The organism is Bacillus cereus group sp. MG4, from assembly GCF_040460055.1.
GTDB classification, from domain to species: Bacteria; Bacillota; Bacilli; order Bacillales; family Bacillaceae_G; genus Bacillus_A; species Bacillus_A wiedmannii.
Genome location: NZ_JARVGZ010000003.1, coordinates 43,514 through 63,867, shown reverse-complemented (window position 1 = coordinate 63,867; position 20,354 = coordinate 43,514). Strand labels below are relative to the sequence as shown.

Here is a 20,354-nt window from a genome sequence, read left to right as displayed (position 1 = left end):
AAAATTCATTATTGTATGGTTGTATATGCCATATACAACACTTTATTGGAGGGGTTTCACAAGATGAAATTGAGAAACAATAAATCTATTGTTATTCCAGGTATACTTGCTTGTTGTAGTTTTATGATAGGGGCTCCTTGTTCTGCTGCGGCGTTACCAGCAGGGAAAAGTATAGATTATTCTTCAAGACAAGTTGTGGAGGAATTACAAAATCAACTAGGCAGCTCTACAACGTATCAATACACAGGATCGGAATGGTTAGATATCTCACAAGTTTTTCAAAAAAATAATACCGTTTACCTTCGATTAGCTCCAGAGGGAGCGATGGATGCACCAGGACCATTAGTTTTACCTAAAAAAATGAGTGACCTATTCCTAAAAAATACAAATAATTTAAAAGGATGGTATATATATAAATATATGCGTTATACAAGTTATCCATATGTACAAGAACTTCGATTTGATTTTTATAATAAAAATCAGCAATATCAAGGAACAGCATCCACTACTTATTGGTTACCTTAAGTCCAGTATCACTAATGTAAAATAGTATTTTTGGATGGGACATGTCATCATGGATGGAACATACGATTCCAAATGGAATGCGTATAAATTGTAAAAAGATCAAGGAATGCCTCAAAAAAACGGGCAGGTTTTGCCCGTTTTTTTGAGGGCATAGTGCAATGAAATATGTGAAAGTAACTTAAGTTGATGGGCATGTATGGTGAGGCCTTATATTAAAAAACAAAACCCTTTGAAAAACGATTTTAGTTTTTCAAAGGGTTTTAACGTACTAGAGATTATGTAAATATTTTAGTATGAGTTCCAAATTTACTGAACCCATTCAGGGTAATCAATAAATGGATTTCGATTCCTTTCAAAATCTTCGCCATGCTTCAAGTACATCAAAAGAAATCGAAACGATTCATGCTATATATAAGCAAAAGAGAAGTCACATTCTTGACTTCTCTTTTGCGGCGTGCAAGGAATTACAGGAGTTATTCAGGGTACTTAAAATCTAACCAGATTTTGTGAATTATCGTATACTTTTTCGAACTTTGCAACAGAGCCTAATAATGTTATAAATTTTGATAGTAGTTACAATAAAATGTATTAAGCTTTAAAACGGCTTGTAATACTTTTCTTGGATCATCTTCTTCAAGCATTTGTGTGATGGATAAATAATATAACCTGTCATTTAATTGATTTGATTTTATAGTCATTCTTAAACCTTTAAGTTCGTTTAACATTAAATGATATCTTTTAGCATCTTCAGGATTACTAGGAATATTTTGTTTTATAATACGCTCACAATCTAGAGCTAAACTTATAAATTCATGATGATTTGTCACGGTATCCTCCTAATAATTTTTTATTGTAACCAGTAGTTATCTACCTTATTAATCCAGTATTGCATAGCCCCACCTTCCCTATATTCTTGAACTTTCAAGGTATTGAGTTTGAGAAGCTGTAATTCCTTTAAGTATTCAGCTCCCTTCAGGTACCGTGATTTTATATTGTATATTGAGCGGATTCCCCCAAGCCTCTAATACGGCTAACTCATTTCTAGTTTCATCAATATTTCTTTCTTTATCTCCCCACCAATAACCAAGACCACGTTTAGATTCTGGTTCACCAGCCTTGCTTCTTCTATATAATGTAAGTGCCTGATCAATCTCTATAATTTCTATTTTTAATTCCTTAAATGCTAATACGTCTGCATTTGTTCCTTTAAAATCGAAATTAGAAAATCCTGAAGAACGTATGACCTCGCTTTTTAAACTTGCTCGTTCCATTATACTCAGATTTAAATTATCTAATTTATCTAGGACCTGATTCATTTCTTGAACTGGCCAATCATTCAAATCATTATTTCTAATATAGCTGATTTTTTCTCCTAGATTAGTATTATCATTAAAAACGCTAATCATTTTCTCAATATTACTTAAATGGCTGTTGTTTTCCTGTGCATATGTAACGGATACAGGAAGATAAACCAGGAATAAAATCAACATAGTCATACTAAAAAAATATTTTCTCATACTTAATTCGGTTCCCCTTATATGAATCTATTTTTAACTATTTCAATTTTAAAGCGTTTCACTTTGTGCACCAGAATCCGTTAGCTTAATACAATGTGATGGAACCAAAAATTAATAAAACATGGTTAATTTTTGGTTCACCGCTTTGGCTACAAGTGCTGCGTATGCTGCTGCACCTACTTTGGTTAAATGCACACCGTCAGGTGCAAAGTAGTCTTGCTTTCCAGCACTTGCTACATACCAATTAACTAGAGTTACATTCGGATATTCAGATGCCGTTATTTTCAGTCTCTCATTCACAATTGATTCCCACGGACGTGGTACTCTCGTATTAATAAATATGATTTTACGTTCGTTTCCAATTACTTTTATTAATGAGACAAGTTGCTCAGTAGTAAAGGCTCCATTTGTACCTAATCCAATAATGACATAATTTCCTAAATTACCTTCATATTTTAACTGTTCAACTACCGGAATCGCTTTTGACAGCTGGCGACCAATTTGGGCATCAATCCTAATATCAGGAAAAGCATTTTTTAAATACGGAGTAATATCAATCATAACGGAATCGCCTATCGCAGTAACTGTGAGTGAATTTTTAGGTTGCGCAGAATTTACTTCTTTTGATTCCCCTTGTTTTTGAGGCGTCTCTTGATTTGGATTTTCCCAAACTGCAACTGGATGTGGCGCCGGTTGTGTTTGTGCTGCTTCCACCTTATCTTGTTGAGAGTTCTCCCTAGCCTTACTAGCTTTTGATAACCCTACGACCGCTATCGCCGAAACGAATAATGTACAAATTAAAGCTAACTTAACACCTAAAGTGACATTTTGAATTCTTAAATTTTTAAACTGAATGTTCCGGAGCGCACCTTGTCGGATTGGCTTTTCAATAAACTTCCATGAAATTTGCGCAATCAATATAATCAAAAGAAATTGAAGGATTGCTCTTATTAATGAGAAATCCCCAGTATTTACCTTTGGAGTCGTCAATGTAAGAATTGGATAATGCCAGAGGTATATGCCATACGATCTTATCCCTATCCAACGTAAAGGCCTAAATCGTAAAAATTGAGCAATACGACTAGCTGGATGAGCTAGATTTGCCACTAACAATGCTGTTGCAATTGATAAGAGAACCATTCCTCCCTTGTATAGAAATGGATCATATTGATTGGTCTTCCAAAACATAACCAAAATAATAATAAGGGCAATGCCCCCCACGACGTCAAGAATAAAACGTGCCTTTGGAATAATTTTATTTGCAAGCCTATTGCTTGGCCAAACTAGGGCAAGTACCGCTCCGATAAGTAAGGAAAAGGCCCTCGTATCTGTCCCATAATATATTCTGCTCGGATCAGCTCCAGGTTCATGCAAAGTTGCCATCGCTACAGCTGAAGCAAGGGCTCCTAGACAAATTAATAAAATCATACGGGATTGTTTTTTTGTGTAGTAAAGCCCTAAACTAATGATAAACGGCCAAACAACATAGAATTGTTCCTCAACTGCTAACGACCAAAAATGATTCAAGGGAGAAAGCTGGTTAAAATTATCAAAGTACGATACTTTATGATAAATATACCACCAGTTACTTACATAAAATAATGCCGCTAATGAATCTCCGCGCATTTTTTCAAGTAAAGAGCTATGAAAAATCGTAATCCATGCCAACGTTATAACGAGCATAACAAGCATTCCTGGAAGCAATCTCCTTGCCCTACTAAGCCAGAATTTTTTTAAATCAATTCTCTTATTTCTTTGCCACTCCATCGCTAGAATATCTGTAATTAAATAACCTGAAAGCACAAAAAATACAGTAACTCCTAAAAATCCTCCAGGCATCCAATTAAAATTAATATGATACAACATAACACCTAGTATAGCTAGGCCCCTTAGACTGTCCAACCCAGCCATATAACGACTACTTTTTTTAAAAGGTTTAGTCATCCTACATTCACCTCTATTTCTTGGAAATTAGGTTAATAATAATGGCACAAAATGATAGTAATCCCCTAAAATTGTATAAGCTAAACTATTACAAATAGCATTTCGTAAGACTTTTTTAATTGCATGCACAGCAATTATTCAGGCTCCCTTAAACGTTAACCATATTTTGCAAATGAGTTTATGTTTTTTCACACTTTGCAGCAAAACCTAAAATCCTATACTTGAAAAAATTGTAGCCCACTATGGTTATTTCGTAGGCATCTTTTTATAAAGATGCCTGGTATTCCATAACTGAAGAAGAATTTATACGTATTTTATCGTATTCGAATATATATGACAATCAAAAATGGTCAAAGAAAAAACACTCTTACGAGTGTTTCCCCTTGACTTGATAACCACTTCAATTTTAATAACATATGATTTTGTAGATGTATATACGGACTTAGCCCATCCTATATCCATTCTATCATAGATGTTTCGTGTTTTTGTTGAGAAAATGATAAGAGGAATGTTTTCATTACACACAGTATCTAGCCATTTAAATAGAATATATTTCTCAATACACTGGCAAAGGTTAAAAAAATGATTTGCCATATATATAAGTACTGTTGGGATGATTTTAAACCAATAAACGATAGGCCAAAAGCTCATACAAGTTAGATACCTTTATATTGGTACAATCCCAACAAGACAAAAAAGAAGAATGGAGGAATAGTTATGAAAACTATTTGTGTTTTTCATGAATCCTTGCCATAGTCAAACCATTTGGTTTCCATACTCTATGAGAAAATCTGAACCATCATGTGACAGTCAACTAGAATTTTTGATTTTTGAAATGGAGGAATTGGATGAAACGTATAGGTAAGATTATGATCATGTTGTTGTGTTGTACGATGTTAGGTTCCGTACATGTTGTACAGGCAAGTTCTATACAAGTTTCTAGCAAATTAATTGTATCTAGGCCGGTTAGTAGCGTAGCGCAAGGTATGCTTGGGAATGCATGGGTACCACCATCCAATCCGAGCCCATATGATTTACATTTACATTCATCGAAAATAAAACGACAATATATGTCCCAAAAACCTTTTCACAAGCCATATCTCTATACTTCAAATTTGTTCCCTACACCATTTCAAATCGACCGATCGATTCAACCACCTGATGAGAAACTAAACTTTGCAACGCTCACTGCTACATCAGCCACTCAACAAACATATACGATGGCACAATTACAAGCACTTAGCTATGGAAACCTTGTACAAGTACTTTCAACCATACGTTGGAGTGACATTACGGATTTATTTCAATTTAATACAGACTCACTCGCATTCTATCAGGATAAAAGTCGTGTTCAATTCTTAATTCAAGCATTAGAAAAAAGAGGAGCGACGTATACCGCAACCAATTCAAATGGGATAGAAACGTTAGTGGAAGTATTGCGTTCAGGATTCTATTTAGGCTATTACTATAAAGAGCTTGCCTATCTCAATGAGCGAACGTTTCATGATACATGCTTACCTGCTTTACAAGCAATCGCAAGCAACCCCGCTTTTCGACTTGGAACAATGGAACAAGATCGAGTCGTGACGGCTTATGGGAATTTAATTGGAAATGCCTCGAGTAATCCAGAAATTGTATCGTTAGCGGTTCCCATTTTAAATCAATTTAATCAAAATTTACAAATGTACGCGAAAGAATATTCAAAAGGAACAGCGGTATACAGTCTCTTAAGTGGCATTGACTATGATCTTCAAACGTATTTGTACCAAACGGGTACATCATCTAACCAATCACCTTGGTATGGGAAAATAAACACCTTTATCGATGAGATTGGAAAAATGGCATTATACGGTCAAGTCAATGCCGACACGGGATGGATTATTAATAATGGAATTTATTATACAAGTAGAATGGGTGTCTTTCATGCCACGGCACAAAAGGGATTACAAATTATTACGAATGCATTACAAGTGTATCCCTATTTAAGTGAAGCATATCTAACTGCCGCTCAACAAATTGACGAAAGATATAATGGAAAAGATTATAAAGGAAATCTGATTTCGTATAAACAAATCCAAGAAGCAGGGAAGAAAAAATATATACCGAAAGCTTACACATTTGATAACGGATCTATGATCATTCGAACGGGCCAACAAGTAACGGCGGAGAAGGCCCAAAGACTCTATTGGGCGTCGAAAGAAGTCCAATCCCAATTTTATCGTGTAGTGGGGTCGGATACGCCATTAGAGCAAGGACATCGCGATGATATTTTGACGATGGTGATTTATAATAATCCAGAAGAATATCGGTTGAATCGTTTATTATATGGGTATGACACGAATAATGGTGGGATGTATATTGAACAAGATGGAACCTTCTTTACGTATGAGCGAACGCCACAGGATAGTATCTTTAGTTTAGAAGAGTTATTTCGTCATGAGTATACACACTATCTTCAAGGACGTTATCTCGTTCCAGGGTTATTTGGTGAAGGGAAGCTCTATGAAAATGAGCGTTTAACTTGGTTCGAAGAAGGTGGTGCAGAATTTTTTGCTGGATCTACCCGTACCCATCAAGTTGTACCAAGAAAAACAATCGTTCAACAGTTAGCGGTGAATCCTTTGAATCGATACACTTTACAGCAGACCTTATACGCCACGTATGGAAATTGGGAATTCTATAATTATGCGTTTGCCTTGCAGTCCTATCTGTATGCAAATCGATGGGATTTATTTTCTCAATTGCACCATATCATAAAAAATAATCAAGTGATACAATATGATCAATATCGTGAAACAGTAAGTAAGAATGTGACACTCAATACAGCGTATCAAAACTATATGCAGATGCTAATTGATCATCAAAAAGAATATACCGTTCCAGCCGTTTCAGATGAGTATTTACAACAACCAACAGCGAAGCCCTTGGCAGAGGTACAAAAAGAAATTACCAAAATTATACCGCTTCAAAATGCGAATATGACAGAGCAACAATCTGACTTCTTTCATACGTTTACCTTACGAGGTACGTACACAGGAAAGAAAACAGCAGGTGTTGAGTCCGATTGGAGAAATCTAAATACTGTATTAGATACCATACTGGAACAGTTATCTACGAAATCTTGGAATGGCTACAAAACAGTGACAGCCTATTTTACAAACTACCGAGTCAATACCAATAATCAAATAGAATGTGAGATTGTTTTTCAAGGCATTGCAAATAATATAGTAGAATCCAAAGAACCAAATGAATCCATTCAAGGGGCAACGCCACTACCTTTTCGAACAAATTTTAGAGGTCACTTTGATTCAAATAATTCCTTAGATATTTATCAATTAGATGTGCAATCACCAACCAAATTGGCTATTGAGGTTACCAATCAAAATCAGATTCAAATGAATTGGATTCTATATCATGAAAAGGACTTAAAAAATCCAGTAGCGTATGCCAAGTTTCAAGGACAACGATTATTTGAAACGTATACGGCACAACCGGGGAAATATTATTTGTATGTATATAGTTATGATAATCAATCAGGTGGGTATCAGGGGCTTGTTACAATAGAATAGAAAAGGTTTGAATCGCTATTCTTGTACAGTATGGAGTGTATATCCATACTGTTTTTTAGTTTTCTCCTCTTTTTTATAAATTTATTTCTCAACTTCAAAGGATTGCATCTTTTTTACTCGTTTTATATGATTCACATAGAGTTTTGTTGTGGAAACCTTGGAATTACCCCATTATTCGTTCACTTACCTATTTTGCAGAAAGTAAAACAGGTAAGCTAATAAACTATATGTACTACATTCTATTCTGAATTGTTACATAATGAAAAATATAGGAGGGTTCTTATGAGTAAAAGAAAAAAATGGTGTAGTAGTTTATTCATCCTGTTAGCCATAAATTCTATACCAGGTATGTCTGCACAAGCTGATGAGCGACATGTACAACATACCTATAGCACACAAGATGAATATCTATATATGGGAACGACCTTTTTACAGTTACAAGACATGTTTCAACAAAATGGAAACGTATATTATCGATTCGCACCACCAGGTGCAATGGATGCACCAGCCCCAGTGGCATTACCGCCTCATATTGGAGAGAAGTATCTGATACGCCCAGATTCTTTGCAAGGATGGGTAATTCAAACCTATATGAAGCAAAGGGAAGTTTTGCCAGGAAGATGGGTACAAGAAAGAAAATTAGATTTTTATAATCAATTTAGACAGTATCAAGGAACTGCGTATCACCAATATAGAGTTCCCCTATAAGATGACAAATAAAACCGTTTATTTATCCAGTCCATATAAGAAACAACCGTATGATTTTGTTCGATATATTACAATAAAAAGTCCCGAATAGTTTCTATACCTAAAATACAATCAAAAAATAACTCGGCACAAAAGTTCCGAGTTATTTTTTGATACCTAATGGTGGACTTGAACATTTATGTATGAAGAAAAGATTATTGGAATTAGAAATGCTAAAACAACAGTAAGAGAAAAGAACGTCGTCCAGGTGGGTTTATACTAGACGTATTCAAACAAGAGATGGCCGAATAGATTTTTAAAGGACTGTACCATTATTTATTTTCTCTTTTTTATAGACCATAAAAGTTTTTTTGCAGACACGGTACATACACTGTGTTCTCCTTTTGTCTCCCATTTAAAGAAGAAACGTTAAAAAGGAAACATTCATTGTTTTGTGCATCACACTTGCGTTCTTATTTTGTACAAAGGTTTTGATAGTATGAAATGATTTCTATATGAACGCGGGGAAGTGTACATAGCCACTCCTAGAGAACACCCTATATAGATTGAATCCTTATAGTGTATTCTCTTTCTTTTGATATTTTGTCTTCAAACAAAACAACAAAAAGAGTATAGGAATATAGATATAAATTAAATAAAATGTAAAACGTGAAGTTTGTGTAATAAATGTATTAATGCTATGCTGATCTTGGAGCAAACAGGCGATGATAATATTCAAACCTAACAAGATCAGTAACGTATATCTTTGACGAATCCCCGCTATTTCTCGCATGCCCCGTGTACAAGCCCAAAGGGGTAAGATGATACTTGTCACCATCTGCCAAGCGTATATTGATACCATAAGGGTTTCAAACCTTTGTAGGAAAGGAAATGTAATCACTTGAGAAAGCGACAGTTGGGACCAAATGAGATGCGAAAGTTGTTTTTCATTAAAACATGCCAATGCAGAAACGAAGGTTAAGACATATAACAGATTCGAAAACAGCAAACCATATTGTGCGAATTTATGAGATTCTTTAGGAGTGTGAAGAAAAGGAAAAATCATAAGAATGATTTCGGAACCAGCCATCGTATAAACGGATTTTTGCATCGCATCCGCAATATCCAAATAAGAATGGTTCAAAATAGGTGTAAAATTATCCCAATGTCCATATGATCCTAAACAGTACACACAGAGAGCTGCATAAAATATGGAGATAAATATAGAGACAATACAGATTGCGGTCATTACCCGAAATCCTGATGAGATAATGTAATATACTAAAATAGACAAAATAATCGCAAGTATAAGGGTAGAAGCAGTAGGAAACATCCATACTTGTACGATTTCAATATAAGTTCGTAAGATAGAGGTACTTACAATAAAGAAATAAACGAGAAATAGAAGATTCAAACATGTGCCGATAAATCCGCCAAACATATACGTTTGAAGTTTTAAAATACTTCCGTTAACCCAAGAGAGCATACGATACATCATCCACATTAAAATATGTAAAAAAAAACCTGCTAGTATGACTCCAATCCAGCCATCATATCCTGCTTTTTTTGCGACAATTCTAGAATACCCCAGTACACCAGCTCCAAATTGCGCACTATGTATCAAAAAAAATACGTAACTACTCAGCTTCTTCAAATAAAAAAACAGGCCAAATACATGTTTCCGATTCGAAAACATGAAAAGAAAATACTCCAATAAGAGAAAGAATCTAGATCAAATAGAGAATTTCTCTTATGAAGTTGTGCGATTCCAAGGAACCGTTCCGGTTTCTATAACCTGGCCTATTGCTCGTAAGACAGATTGTTTTTGTTTTTTCATGGTAGTTATAAAGCTTCGTATCTGACAAAAAGATTCTGCGCCTTTCTTACTTCGAAAAGTCCCAGACACTTTCTGTTTGACTTTCGTCATTCGAATATCCCGTTCCGCTTGATTATTGTCAAATGGAATGTCTGGATGTTCCAAGAATGCTAGAATTCTATCAGCATATTTGACGAAGCGATTCCATAAATTTTGAGCAGGCGTCTGCTTTCCTTTCTTTTTTAATTTTGCAGAAAAGACTGGTTGTTCTTTCAATATGGCTTGATAGACAGTAAACAGATTCTGTTGCTTTGCTTTTGGCAGACTTCCTTTGTATTGTTTTTTCAGCGTTAAAGCTTGCGTGAGAAATTTCTGCATCTGTTGAGCCCATTTTTGCCCCGTACTATCTATAATTCCTTGCAAATCTCGTAAGAGATGGGCATTGCATAATACATGTCGACAATCTGTATACGCATCATACGATTTCCAACCATCATGCATCGCAATTCCAGAAAAAGACGGTAAAATTCCGCCTGCATCCATTGCTTCTTTTCCGCGTTTTTGATGAATATGTTGCAAGGTCACCTCCGGTGTACTAGCAGTATGTAACCATTGTGTTTTATTTTTTACTCGCATACCGGTTTCATCAAAATGGACAACAGAAGACTGAAGGATCTTTTCTTTTACTTCTTGAAGAAAGGGCTGCAATTGAGCCGAAAAACTGTTTGTATGATTGACTAACGTTCCTTCACTAATCGAATGCCCAAAATAATCTTGAAAGAATTCTTTCGTTCGTTTCAAAGAAAGACACTGATAATGCGTTAAATAGGGAATCAGTCTTTTTATATTTGGACCATATTGAACAGGACGAGAGACAGTAGAAGGAAATTGTGATTCTTGGATAGAATGGCAATGTGGGCATTCTTTTTGTGACACTTTATGTTCTGTCACTTCTATCTGGATAGGTGGTAAATCATACACTTGGCGAATGCGGTATCCTTTTACAGGTTCTTGGTGTAAGGAAGTGTTACAACAAGTACAATGTGTAGGAGAATAGGTAATCGTATGGTCCGGAGTCGTTGTCAAATAAAGCGTATGTCCTTTGTGGCCCAACTGGCCACCGGTTTGACGATGAGACGGTTTGCGCAAACTTTTTGTAACGGGCTTACCCAAACCATCTGTAGAAGGTGGATTATGACTATTTTTGGAGTTTTTTTTGAAGCATTTTCTGAAGCATTTTCTAGTTCTTGTATACGTTTTTCTAACTTAGAAAATGTTTCTTCAAATAAAGAAATAACAGCTTCAGGTCCTTTTTTATATGCATCTAAAATGATTTTTCGATGGATCATCCTATTCACCTCCCTGTTTGATATACTCAGTATTTACAAATGGGAGGCATATGAAACAAGTAAAATAAAAAAAGACACCAAAAGGTGGCTGAGTAGTTACAAAAATACATAAATTGGAGATACTTGATATGCATTATTAATCTTCATTGTTTTTTACTCCCGCTATCTGGTATGTGATACAAATGAAACAATATCCAAATAAAAAAGTAAACGAAAAATACCTTCATGATAGATGTGTTATATATAGGGGGCGCTATTTGGGCAATGTCGATCCAGATCGTGTAATCTGGGGTTGTACGTGAATACGAATTTGACAAGTAGAGAAATATTGTTTGCCATTCTCCCAATCACCCTCTATCTCTTTCCATTTTTTGAAGTGTTGTCGTTGATACTTGTCTCCGATTCCCATGACATCTAATTTATATTGTTTTTGTAGACGCTTTGTCGTAGTTTGTAATTGTTTTTTCATGTCTTTTGCCAATACCTGATTGAGTTGTTCCATTGAAAAGTGGTGAGCTAGGGATGGATGAAGTTCTGCAATCTTTCCATCTACTGTTACATATATATCGACCTTAGGGTACCTGGGATTTGTAATATCGAGTTCCGTACGCTGGTGTACACGGTGAAATTCATAGGTGATGCGTTGTTTACTCATAGGAACAGTAACAATTCCCCTTAATTTTGGATTAGTTATATATTGTAAGGCCGCTGTATCCTGTTCGTTTAACATGGAAACTAAACGATTATAGGGCAGAACCACTTAATTCTACCCCTTGTTTTGTTCGAAATACAACCGGAAGGAAAAAGCTTTTCTTTGCAATGATTTTACTGTGAATATCGCCAATTCGCTTTTTCTCCACCATTTGTGCACTTTTTTTCGTATGTTCCGATAACATCCAAACGTACTTAGCAGGTAAATATTCAGGACCTGCGCTTTGTGCTAAAATTGGTTCTGCACGCCCCTTTGATACAAATAACCGAATGTTTCTTCGCATTGCCTCATCACGTGTATAGACATCTAAAATATTTTGCAGCATATAGGGTGTTCGTAATACCTTTTCAGAAAAGATAATCACTTGTATATGTGGAAAAAATAAAGGGCGACTAATTCTTTTGGCAATCATGCGGAAATGTGCAAAAATACTTTCACCTGTAGAACTTAGATTTATGAAATTTTTTTGTGTAGCTGTTCCACGCTCTGAGTTATTAAGTGTGTTGGGTAATACCATTTGATAGGTCCCTTTAATGGCTGACTGCGGTGCTTGATCATAGGCAGCACCAACAATAAAGCCTAATTCTTCGATTTCTCTTCGTTCCGCACAAGCACATAATAAACAAAAAAGAGACCCAACAAAAATGAGTTTCAGAATAGCGTTCATATCTACTCCTTATGTTAAGAATTGGTATGTATAGTAGCGTGTGTTGTTTGAATCAAAATTATGTAAAAAAGCAAAAATATGACTAGCATCAAACAAAGTTCATGCAATAAAAATGGGGTGATTCTATTGTTTATCTATTAGGCCTCACCATACCATTTTGGGAAAATTGTACGTACATTTAGACACGATTTGAACAAAAATAACCAATTCTTTAAACGTTAAGAAGACGAAACATTAGCGCTTTTGAGAAAGAGAACAAAAATAAGGAAAAATATATAAAATAAGAAAATTTTAGTCTTACATTTCATTATGAAACATATATATAATAATATGGGAGGTTCCTGTTCCTCCCGTTGCACCTGTGTGTGAAAAGTAGGGCTACTATTTATACGTATATAAATATGGCTCTACTTTTATAAGTTTTGTACATCATATAATTTTGAAAAAGGTGGTACACCATATATTTCATCTGATTGTTCTTCTTGTTTTAAAAATGGGCATAATATCCAGTTTTTAACGGAGGGTAAAAAAACGGACACTCAGATTCTTTTCTAACAACACAGAAGGAAGGGGTTAATACATTTACATACCCGAAGAAAAAAACGGCATATACAATGCGAGGGGGCGTATAAAGGACAGTGAAAATTTTAGGGAATAGTTTGAAATTTCACGTACCATGATATTTTAAAAAATAAAAACCAATAAAAAACTCACAAGGGTTGCTTCTTTCCCCTTTTCTCCGCTACAATGGACATATACATTCTTTGCCCCTCTCCCCGAAAAAGGGGAATAACAAAAGACGTATAGAAGAAGAAAGGTGACTCACGCTATGAATCAACCTTTAGTCAATTTACGAGTCGATTTTGCTTTTAAGCAATTATTTGGTGTACAAGGACAAGAGGAATTACTGATTTCTTTTTTAAATGCAATCTTGCAGGAATCATTATCTACACCGATTGTATCCTTAAAAATTGAAGACCCACACCTCCATAAAGAATATGAAGAAGATAAATTATCCATACTAGATATATTAGCGACACTTCAAGATGAGACAAAAGTCAATATTGAAATTCAGTTACGAAATACACAAGAAATTGTGAAACGTTCCTTATATTATTGGAGTAAATTATATACATCTCAATTAGAACAAGGGATGCCTTATCGCTCTTTGCGAAAAACGATTGCCATCAATCTATTAGACTTTCAGCTCTTTCCTCATTATGATGATATGCATACCGTCGGACAATTTTGGAGTCAACAACATAAGGAAGTGTTACTTGAGGACCTAGAAATACATTTCATTGAGATTCCAAAGTTATTAAGACAATGGAGAGAAGAAAAAATTAATCCGTGGGAAAATGAATTTGCTCGTTGGTTACTGTTACTACCAGCGCATGAAGATGAACATTTGACCCACACGCTGGAGGATATCGCCATGAAGCAAGATCCAATGTTACAGAAGGCAATCCACAAATGGGAAAATATGAGTCAGAGCAGTTCGTTCCGTCTCGCATATGAAGCAAGGGAAAAAGTGTTATTTGACGAGCAAGCGAAATTAGCACATGCTCGTGAGGTCGGTATAGAAGAAGGTATTGAAAAAGGAAAAAAAGTAGGGCTTCAAGAGGGTATTGAAAAAGGAAAAGAAGTAGGCATTCAAGAAGGAAAAATCCAACTGATCCGTGGCATGCATAAAAATGGCAAGGATATCGAAGATATTGCGAAGTTTACAAATATGGAACTGTCGGATATACGCCATATTTTGGGACAATAACAGGTAGGCATCTCATGTAGGGGTGTCCACCTGTTATTGTCTGATTATTCAGGGGATTTAAAGTGTATTTCTCTCCTACTAAACAATTGATTGTACTGTTCCTGTATACTTTGGAGTTGTAGGCTTAATCCTTTTGCGAGGGATGTCACCTTTGGGTCTTGTTGTAAGATGAGCAACAATTGGGATACTTCTATAATCATTTGATGGATCTCATCTACTTCTTCTGTCTGCCAATCCCCAAAAATTTGTTGAAGGATAGACTCGATGAGGCTCATCTTTTGATCGATTTCTTGTAATACCTGCGTAGAATCACTAGGCCATGATTTGTCCACTCTCATCCATCCCCTGTCTTCAGCATTTACGCTTAACATACTCATATTTCTATGTCATTTTGACGGAGTAGGAGAAACAGACATCTGTCCATTTCCCCTACGGAGGTTTGAAAAACGTCAATTATCTATTTTCAAATGGGATCCTTCGATTGAAAAGGAGTATATATCTTACTAGTCCTATAGACTTAGTGATATACAGTATGAGCATTCCTAATTTCCAGTAAAATATCCGCAATTCGTTTGCCGTTTTTCAAAATCATGCGGTCTTTTGTATATCCATCTATACATTGTCCTAATTCTTGATTTAACATCACTTCTATTTCACCGCTGTCTTGTATGTTACTTGTTAGCAAAGTAGGTTGCTTACTTAAAGAGCAATACAATTGTAATGTTTCAGCCAAAGATGTTACTAATGGTCTCAACAAGACATCATATGGCGGGAGCATATCCGCAACGATTTGTTCATTTAAAACAAAATGAACGCGATTCTCCTGTACATCAAATCGATATAAGAAAATCATATACACAAGCCCCCTTTTAGGGGTACAGCCGAGATACGTGTAAAAATAGGTCATAGACTTACTTTTATTCCCAATTAGTTTTGGAATCGGATTTTTTCTTTTTTGGCTTTGTTAAATTATATTGTTGATAATTGAGATATAAAAATGACTTATCAATAGATAAGTCATTTTTTAATTGCCAGTTCGGCTATTTATTATTCTCAGGGACCTTTTGGCTTCATTTCTTATAATCGGCTGATCATCATTTTTTTCGATGTCCAAAAGAGTGTGAATAACATTGATATCGTTAAAACTTTCAAAAGCTCTAACCAATTTCCATCGAGTAATATCATCTTTGAAATTGGCCTTTAAACATAGTAAAAGTGCATCGATAATTTGATGGTTTGAATGTAGTTTTTGGTAAAAACACATAAAGCCTATTGCATCAATGACTTCTCTAATTGCAAGAATATTATCTGTTTTTAGTACATCCAATAAAATTGGTAGAATCTCTTTTTTCATATGAGCTAGAGTTCTAGCGATAATATCCCTCGGCAAAGGATAACTTTTCTTATTGAAACCATTAGTAGGTAATACTTTATGTTGATTATTGCCTATCTGCCCTAAATATTCGACCATCATCTTAGCAGACTGAACATTACCTTTTGAAAGTGCGTCACATAATTCAATTTTTGTATAAAGTTTGTTTTCTTGTGTAAGAGTTTGAAGAAACAAACGAATCAAATTATCATTTAAATCCTTTTTCTCTGATAGTAATTTTATAGCGATAGTTCTTTTATATGCTTCTTTTGATTTAATCATTTCTAATAATTCAAGATTTGAGTGAGTATTATAATGTTGTAAATCTTCAAGTGTAATTTTCCCGCGGCTTTTTAATTGAGAATCCGAACTTTTCATTTATACCTCCATATAACTGTCTGAATTAGATATGGCGTTCTTTATTCTATATACAGTTTGCCTAGTTATACCGTTTTCTTTTGCAATATGAGAAATGGCTTCGCCATCATTTAACATTTCAACTACTCGATTGTATACTAATCTTTTTTGAGGGTCCTTTGCTGTTGGAGAATAGATAGTAGGTCTTCCTTTATAGACACCTTTCTGTTTGGCTATCGAAATTCCTTGTGCCTGTCTCCTTTTCGTTTCTGTTCGTTCCTGTTCCGCAATCATAGCCAAGATTTGAATAATTAAATCCTTGATGAATTTATCTAACAAAGAATTTCCAATTGCTTCTGCCATAATAGGTAGGCTAGTAATAATTAACTTTACTTCCTTTCTCTTTAGATAATTAACAGTCTCAATAATTTCATCATAATTACGTCCGAGTCTGTCGATAGCTTCTACCATAAATGTATCTCCACTTCGAACAAATTGTAGCGCCTCTTGAAATGCCTCTCTATTATGAACAGATGCACCAGATTTTTGTTCCGTAAATATTTTTTTCGCTCCAAATTCTTTTAATGTTTGTATTTGTCTATTTAAATTTTGATCTAAAGTTGAAACTCTAGCATAAGCAATTTTCATTTTTAAAAATCCACCTCATTTTCTAACCTATTATCATACACCCTAATCATACAATCGAAAGCGAGTGTTTTCAATAACCGACCGATGGATGATTAGGGTCTACCCATAATAGACATTTTTAAATGTTTTATCGTAAGATGAAAGAATCAACGATTCCATTGCGATAATTTTAATCAGGAGGAATACCAGTGACTTCAATTGAGCGTACTGCATATCCCAGGTTCAAACAAAATATATCTAAGAAAGAACTTGCAGCAATTTATACAATTACACATGAAGAAAATATATTTGCACATCGTGTAGCACGTGGAAAGAGTTCAGTTTTTATTTGTTTAGTTATGTTGAAGTCTTTTCAGCGATTAGGTTATTTTCCAAGCCCTAAAGATATTTCACCAATGGTGCTTAAACATATTCAATCATGTCTTAATATACCTGATGAAATGGAACTTAAATTCAATCCAAAAGCATGGGAATAACTATTTTTCCCTATTAGGGGTCACCATACATGCCCATCAACTTAAGAACGGAAATAAAATGAATTTTTTTCATATAAACTAAAAAGTTCTTAAAATATTTGATTTTCTTAAAAATAGACATACTAAATAAACCCTAACGGGTTTCATTTTTTCACTATGCAGCTTTCTTTTGTTTTCTCAATCCATTATACTCATAGACAACACCCATAATATCAAAGGCTGTTTTTTTCTCGTATCGATGAGATTTCCGTCCATTTTTCTGTAGTAGGGTAAACAGGCGGATTAGGACCTTTGTTATCTCTTGGGTGTCTTTCTGCGTAGCTTGATATAACAGATATAGATGATCTTGGATCATTCCAATTGCTTTGTATTCACTTAATTCTTTTTTCTTTTTTTGTAGAAGTAATTGCCGCATTTTAAACATAGTAGAGGAACATAGGAAAATGGTAATGAGTTTCCCATATAATTGGCACTCTAATCGTTCTTGCTTTACCGTAGAATAATGATCTATCTTGAATAATGATTTCCACGTTTTAAAAATAATCTCTATTTGCCAACGTAATGTATATAATTCATGTACTTGTTCCATCGGAACCCATTCCCAAGGTGTATTCGTCACGTACACGTTTAACCCCGCTATCAATTTACTTTTTTCTGAGTACGTTCTATTTTTTGATTTTTCTTTTTCAGCTATCTTATCTCGTCGTTTTTGAAGTTGTTTTTCTGTTAATCGATTAAAAATGACGCGTGCAAACAGTTGTTGTTTATCACCGACATAAGCATTTTTTAATTCAAATGTTTCTCCTGGTTGTAATTGCTTCAAAATCTGTTTTACATCGATTTGTATGTATTCCGATTGTTTCTTAATTGCACCATTTTTAAAGTATTCTGGGTTTGGATTTTTCACATATACATTTGTGTTTAATTTCAATCGAGAAATATAATAGGTGCCACGTTGATCCATTTGATCTAAATCCTCTAATGAAAAATAGCCTAAATCACGAATACATAAATCTCCTGGTCGTAAGGTAGCTAAACACTCCGTACCAAATGTTTTATCATTATTTTTTCCTGGTCCTATTTGAAAGTTTAAAAACTGTCCGCTATGTAGGTCATATTCTAATTGAATTTTGATTCCAGCTTTTTGGGCACATCCTCCAGAGCCGGGATATACATTCTCTAAAGCATTTGGCACTTGGAATACAGTAGCATCCAGGATACGAATGCGTTTAAAATAAGAAAAAAGTTGGTTAGAGATTTGAGTTTGTTCACATATTTTTTGTTGTAACAATAAAGAGAAAATATGTTGTAAAAACAAAACTGCCTTTGTATTTAAACGTTTATTTAAGCCCTCAGGGCTAAGAAGAGTACCAGTGGCTGCATGAAGTCTACTACATAATCGGACTAAGGGATCGCTAGCCACTCGTTGACTAATCCAAATACAAATTGTAGCTAAATCTGAGCCAGAAAACTTACGTTTTCGTTTTATAAATCCAATTTCTCTTGCCAGTTCTTCTAAAAATACAGGTGTAATGTATCGTTTTAGTTCTTCCGCAAATGGTTGTAATTCATCTTGAATCGAGAGATTCATAAAAAACGTCATCCTTTCTTATCTAGCTTGTTAAGAAAGAATAACGTTTTTTTGTACTTGGGGGTAGTAAAAAGTCTTAAGTTGATGGGCATGTATGGTGAGGCCTATGAGCCTATGACATATAATCAAACAGAACTTTTCACTGAAGTAAATCAAGAGGTTTTTAAATCGACAGGGAAGCAAATCACCCATCTTGGATGGCAAGTCGTGTTTGGAAAAGAAGAAAATGAAGAGAAAGAGAACCAAAAAGAACAGACGCTTTCACTTGTAGAACAAGGTCAAACTGTAGAGACAACAGAAATCAAGTTACATGAAGGGAAAACACAACCGCCTAAACTATATACAGAAGGGCAATTAATTACAGTGATGGCAAAGCATGATATTGGCAGCGAAGCAACGAGATCAGGCATTATAGAGAGAATCAAAACACTGTTGTATATCAAAATTGAAAAGAACATCGTATATGTAACCAATAAAGGGAAAATGATGGTGGAAGCCATTAAAGATACCGCAATCGGTTCACCAGAATTAACTGCAAAATGGGAAGTATATTTGAAGGGAATTGGAGAAGGGAAGAAAAAGGATAAGCCTTTCGTAGAAACCTCCAAAAAGTTAGCACAGAAACTCATCGACGAAGCAAAAGACCAAGTAAATGCATGGGCAATAAATGATTTTGTAGAAGATAGAAAAACTGAACATCATATAGGAGAGTGCCCATCCTGTGGAAAGCCAGTCGTAGATAAGAAAACGATATATGGTTGTTCAGGATATGAGAAAGACAATCTAAAGAGTTGTAAGTTTTCTGTTTCGAAAGAATTTTTAGGACAGAAAATTAGTGAAAGTAATATGATAAAGCTGTTAGAGGGTAAGAAAACGACGTTGTTGAAAGGCTTGAAAGGGAAATCAGAAAAGGAATTTGATGCGTATTTAAAATTGGACGCTGGGAAAATTCAGTTTGTATTTCCGAAGAAAAAGAAAGTAGCAAGTACAACGGAATAAGAATGGGGACTCTACAGTGAAGTCGTAGAGTCTTTTTTATTAATAATGTGACACGAATCTTTACATATACGGAGAATAAAGCGCACTATATTAAAGAATAAAAAGGTTTCCCTTGCCTTTTGGGAGAGAGGTTGGCTCGTCGTGTGGGGACGAGGCCCCACGGTTTGAAACGTCTGGTGACGATGGATAAAAACTAATTAGGAGGACGAAAGGCTAGCGGTTTGGCTCGTATACTGGGAAGATCAAGCCGATAGAGAAAACACTTACTTTTGGGTATGTCGGCTTGGCGATGCCATTTCACGAGCCAAAAAAAGTTGGGCAAGGATTATTTTTACTGCAGTTACGGAGTGAAGC

The 20,354-nt window shown here is 35.0% G+C and carries 15 protein-coding genes and 4 pseudogenes; 7 read left to right on the top strand and 12 right to left on the bottom strand.

The features are described 5' to 3' along the window. Nucleotides 1-63 precede the first annotated feature (63 nt). Nucleotides 64-525, top strand: a complete 462-nt coding sequence (locus tag QCI41_RS29650; protein ID WP_353839018.1) for a hypothetical protein — start codon at nt 64-66, stop codon at nt 523-525. A gap of 350 nt (nt 526-875) precedes the next feature. After that, nucleotides 876-1,022, top strand: a pseudogene (locus tag QCI41_RS29645) (IS6 family transposase); the annotation flags it as partial. A 57-nt stretch (nt 1,023-1,079) separates the two neighbouring features. On the opposite strand, the gene QCI41_RS29640 reads toward QCI41_RS29645, so the two are convergent. The 3 genes and pseudogenes from QCI41_RS29640 to QCI41_RS29630 all read right to left on the bottom strand — a co-directional run bounded on the left by QCI41_RS29640 (nt 1,080) and on the right by QCI41_RS29630 (nt 3,986). Further along, nucleotides 1,080-1,352: a hypothetical protein gene (locus QCI41_RS29640; RefSeq protein ID WP_353839017.1), complete on the bottom strand. Its 273-nt coding sequence runs from the start codon at nt 1,350-1,352 to the stop codon at nt 1,080-1,082. A gap of 20 nt (nt 1,353-1,372) precedes the next feature. Beyond that, nucleotides 1,373-2,042 (bottom strand): annotated as a pseudogene (locus QCI41_RS29635) (autotransporter). A 111-nt stretch (nt 2,043-2,153) separates the two neighbouring features. After that, nucleotides 2,154-3,986, bottom strand: coding sequence for an acyltransferase family protein (locus tag QCI41_RS29630; protein ID WP_353839015.1), 1,833 nt, complete (start codon nt 3,984-3,986; stop codon nt 2,154-2,156). 848 nt (nt 3,987-4,834) lie between these two features. Here QCI41_RS29630 and QCI41_RS29625 point away from each other — a divergent pair. Together QCI41_RS29625 and QCI41_RS29620 are read left to right on the top strand one after the other, a co-directional pair. Beyond that, nucleotides 4,835-7,555, top strand: coding sequence for a collagenase (locus QCI41_RS29625; RefSeq protein WP_353839014.1), 2,721 nt, complete (start codon nt 4,835-4,837; stop codon nt 7,553-7,555). 282 nt (nt 7,556-7,837) lie between these two features. Next, nucleotides 7,838-8,263 carry a hypothetical protein gene (locus QCI41_RS29620; protein WP_353839013.1) on the top strand — a complete coding sequence of 142 codons (426 nt, stop codon included), beginning with the start codon at nt 7,838-7,840 and terminating at the stop codon, nt 8,261-8,263. 553 nt (nt 8,264-8,816) lie between these two features. Here QCI41_RS29620 and QCI41_RS29615 read toward each other — a convergent pair. From QCI41_RS29615 to QCI41_RS29595, 4 genes and pseudogenes are all read right to left on the bottom strand, one after another. Then, nucleotides 8,817-9,938 carry a GerAB/ArcD/ProY family transporter gene (locus QCI41_RS29615; RefSeq protein ID WP_353839012.1) on the bottom strand — a complete coding sequence of 374 codons (1,122 nt, stop codon included), beginning with the start codon at nt 9,936-9,938 and terminating at the stop codon, nt 8,817-8,819. Between the two features lie 54 nt (nt 9,939-9,992). Further along, nucleotides 9,993-11,407: pseudogene (gene tnpC, locus QCI41_RS29610) on the bottom strand (IS66 family transposase). 253 nt (nt 11,408-11,660) lie between these two features. Then, nucleotides 11,661-12,167, bottom strand: coding sequence for a Ger(x)C family spore germination C-terminal domain-containing protein (locus QCI41_RS29600; RefSeq protein ID WP_353839009.1), 507 nt, complete (start codon nt 12,165-12,167; stop codon nt 11,661-11,663). Next, nucleotides 12,151-12,786, bottom strand: coding sequence for a Ger(x)C family spore germination protein (locus QCI41_RS29595; protein ID WP_353839008.1), 636 nt, complete (start codon nt 12,784-12,786; stop codon nt 12,151-12,153). The genes QCI41_RS29600 and QCI41_RS29595 overlap by 17 nt, the downstream gene beginning before the upstream one ends. Before the next feature lie 829 nt (nt 12,787-13,615). Between QCI41_RS29595 and QCI41_RS29590 the strand changes: the two genes are divergently transcribed. Beyond that, nucleotides 13,616-14,557, top strand: a complete 942-nt coding sequence (locus tag QCI41_RS29590) for an Rpn family recombination-promoting nuclease/putative transposase (RefSeq protein WP_353839007.1) — start codon at nt 13,616-13,618, stop codon at nt 14,555-14,557. Between the two features lie 44 nt (nt 14,558-14,601). Here the strand turns inward: QCI41_RS29590 and QCI41_RS29585 are convergent, their stop codons facing one another. The 4 genes from QCI41_RS29585 to QCI41_RS29570 form a co-directional block, all read right to left on the bottom strand. Beyond that, nucleotides 14,602-14,895 (bottom strand): hypothetical protein, encoded by a 294-nt coding sequence (locus QCI41_RS29585; RefSeq protein WP_353839063.1) that lies wholly within the window; start codon nt 14,893-14,895, stop codon nt 14,602-14,604. A gap of 179 nt (nt 14,896-15,074) precedes the next feature. Further along, entirely contained in the window at nt 15,075-15,410 is a 336-nt protein-coding gene (locus QCI41_RS29580) for a hypothetical protein (protein ID WP_165689486.1), read from the bottom strand. A 171-nt stretch (nt 15,411-15,581) separates the two neighbouring features. Further along, complete coding sequence (locus tag QCI41_RS29575; RefSeq protein WP_098214526.1) at nt 15,582-16,307, bottom strand: HEAT repeat domain-containing protein; 726 nt, start codon at nt 16,305-16,307, stop codon at nt 15,582-15,584. Next, a complete protein-coding gene (locus tag QCI41_RS29570; protein ID WP_098386518.1) occupies nt 16,308-16,934 on the bottom strand; it encodes a recombinase family protein in 627 nt (208 codons plus the stop codon). Nucleotides 16,935-17,122: 188 nt separating this feature from the next. Between QCI41_RS29570 and QCI41_RS29565 the strand changes: the two are divergent. Next, nucleotides 17,123-17,398, top strand: a pseudogene (locus QCI41_RS29565) (DUF4158 domain-containing protein); the annotation flags it as partial. A gap of 166 nt (nt 17,399-17,564) precedes the next feature. Here the strand turns inward: QCI41_RS29565 and QCI41_RS29560 are convergent. Continuing rightward, nucleotides 17,565-19,001: an IS4-like element IS231H family transposase gene (locus QCI41_RS29560; protein ID WP_353838904.1), complete on the bottom strand. Its 1,437-nt coding sequence runs from the start codon at nt 18,999-19,001 to the stop codon at nt 17,565-17,567. Between the two features lie 114 nt (nt 19,002-19,115). Here QCI41_RS29560 and QCI41_RS29555 point away from each other — a divergent pair, with 114 nt between their 5' ends. After that, nucleotides 19,116-20,000 carry a type IA DNA topoisomerase gene (locus tag QCI41_RS29555; protein WP_353839006.1) on the top strand — a complete coding sequence of 295 codons (885 nt, stop codon included), beginning with the start codon at nt 19,116-19,118 and terminating at the stop codon, nt 19,998-20,000. Nucleotides 20,001-20,354: the final 354 nt, after the last annotated feature.